2 protein-coding genes are annotated in these 2,544 nt (G+C 37.2%); both read left to right on the forward strand.

The window, feature by feature from the left end:
• Positions 1–550 precede the first annotated feature (550 nt).
• Positions 551–1,429 carry a hydroxymethylbilane synthase gene (gene hemC / locus OZD66_RS04255; protein ID WP_182367144.1) on the forward strand — a complete coding sequence of 293 codons (879 nt, stop codon included), beginning with the start codon at positions 551–553 and terminating at the stop codon, positions 1,427–1,429.
• Entirely contained in the window at positions 1,420–2,307 is an 888-nt protein-coding gene (gene murB / locus OZD66_RS04260) for a UDP-N-acetylmuramate dehydrogenase (RefSeq protein WP_182367132.1), read from the forward strand. The genes hemC and murB overlap by 10 nt, the downstream gene beginning before the upstream one ends.
• Positions 2,308–2,544: the final 237 nt, after the last annotated feature.

The raw sequence follows: 2,544 nt of genomic DNA on the forward strand, positions 1-2,544 counted from the left end.
GTTTAGAATAAAAAAACGCCATACTTGAAAGTATAATGTAAGTAATTAGCCAACCACGGGGCTTCTTTTGCCTTTTTTTTCGTTTGGTAAATTTCTTAATATTTATGACTAAACGACAATCGTCATCCCGCTACTTGTGAGCGGGATCTAGAGATACCGCGAATGAATCGCGGTATGACGGTTCGCGGCGGGATGACAGCTAAGTAATTCGTCATCCCGCTGCTTGTTAGCGGGATCTCTTGTTAGCAGCTGAGATACTGCGAATGAATCGCGGTATGACGGTTAAATAATTCGTCATCCCGCTACGTGTTAGCGGGATCTAGAGATACCGTGACGGTATGACGGTTCGCGGCGGGATGACGATAAGGTTTATACCTTGTCATGCAAGTACTAGAATCCAGTAAGCTTATTTATGCATATAAAAGGTTATTATTTTGTAAAGTCAAAGTTGCTTTTGGTTTTAAGTTAAAGTACAATAAACGCAAAGGTTTATATAAACTGGATCCAAGTAGTCAGCTACTTGAATGACATCAGACAAACAATCGTACACATGCTAGTCAAAATAGGTACCAGAGGAAGCAAGCTTGCAGTTGCCCAGGCTTTGGAAGCAAAACAAAAGTTGCTGGATTCTTTTCCTAACTTATCTATTGAAATTGTTAAAATAAAAACTTCTGGAGATAAGTATGCAAACGCAAATCTTGCTGAAATAGGAGGCAAAGGATTATTCATTAAAGAAATTGAGACTGAATTGCTCGAAAATAATATAGACATGGCAGTTCATTCGCTAAAAGATATGCCTGCGTTTTTCTCAGGGGGTTTAACAATTCCTTGTGTTTTAGAAAGGCTAAGTTCATGCGATGCGTTTATTTCTCATAAACACAATAGCCTTGAGTCTTTGCCACAGCAGGCTACTATTGCCACTTCTTCAATAAGAAGAAAAGTTCAGTTGTTAAATGTTAAACCAGATTTAAATATAGTACCGCTACGTGGAAATGTAACAACCAGATTGCAAAATCAAAGTTTTGATGGAATAATTCTAGCTGAAGCAGGACTCATAAGATTAGAAAAACATCACTTGATTACAGAGGTATTGCCACCAAAAGTTATGTTAAGTGCAGTGGGGCAGGGGGCGGTTTGTATTCAATGTAGAAGGAATGATGTAAAAATTATCGATCTTTTAGAGAAAATTAATAATAATATGTCTTTTATAGGAGTGAAATCAGAGCGCAGTTTTATGAAGACAGTGAATGGTTCATGTTTTACACCACTTGCAGCTTTGGCTGAATATGTGAGCGAAAATATGCTACACCTTCGTTGTATGTTAGCAAGTGGAAAAAATATATACTTCACTGAGCGCACTTCATTTATAGAAGATGCGGAGAAAATGGGTATGGATGCAGGATTAGAGTTGAAATCAAAATGCTTATAAGCTTACCTAAAGTACGTGGAATCTATCGTTATGATGTCTTAATGTCTAAAGCGACGTGGTTAAATGTTGGTGGACGAGCTGATGTATTATTTAAACCATGTGATATTGAAGATTTAACATACTTGATTAAAAATACTGAACTGCCAGTTAGCGTTATTGGTGCAACATCCAACATAATAGTGCGAGATAGTGGCATTCGAGGAATAACAGTAAAATTAGGTAAGGAGTTTGCATATATTAAAAGTAAGGGTAACAACTCTATTGTAGCTGGGGGAGCTGTGCTGCTCAGCAACCTTGCTCACTTTGCGGGAAATCAGCAGATTAGTGGGTTGGAGTTTCTAGTTGGAATTCCAGGAACAGTTGGTGGCGGAATAGAAATGAATGCAGGTGCATATGGTAGTGATATCGCAAGTGTTGTACAATCCATAAAAGCAGTGAATCTAGAGGATGGAAACCTATATGAGTTCTCCAGCGAAGAAATGGGGTATTTTTACCGTGGACATAGCCTAAAAGGAAATTGGATTTTTGTTGAAGCTGAGTTTAAAGGAGTAAACTCAGAGTATGAGCTTATACTGCAAAGGTTAAAGGAAGTTATTGAGAGGAAAAATAAAAGCCAGCCAATAAGAGGAAAAACTGCTGGGTGCATATTCAAAAATCCAAAAAACTACCGAGCATGGGAGTTAATTGATAAATCTGGCTGCCTAGGGTTAAATATTGGTGGAGCTAGAATCTCTAAGAAACATTGTAACTTCTTGCTCAATTACGATAATGCAACTGCATCTGACTTGGAAAACCTTGGCAACAGAGTAAAAGATGCAGTAAAGGATAAATTTAATGTTGAACTTGAGTGGGAAATAAGGGTTTTGGGTAGCTATTAGATAGTTTTTATAGCTTCTGTATATTCGTTCAGGAGAACGGCAAATAAGGTAGACAAGTAATCTAAAAAAATAATCATAGAGAAAACGTGAGGTAATGTGGTTAATCTTGTAGAACTTTGCAAGAATCTAGAGAGAAAAATAGCAAAGTTATACCAATTCTCATTATTAGTGAATCAAATAAGCGATATTGTAGAGTTATTTATAGCATTTCTCATAATAGTCCGAACAGGTCATAGG

It is taken from the genome of Wolbachia endosymbiont of Drosophila baimaii, assembly GCF_028982185.1.
Taxonomy (GTDB): Bacteria; Pseudomonadota; Alphaproteobacteria; order Rickettsiales; family Anaplasmataceae; genus Wolbachia; species Wolbachia pipientis.

Coding starts and splice junctions, on each gene's coding strand:
- hemC (WP_182367144.1), top strand. CDS start 551: ATGCTAGTCAAAATAGGTACCAGAGGAAGCAAGCTTGCAGTTGCCCAG.
- murB (WP_182367132.1), top strand. CDS start 1,420: ATGCTTATAAGCTTACCTAAAGTACGTGGAATCTATCGTTATGATGTC.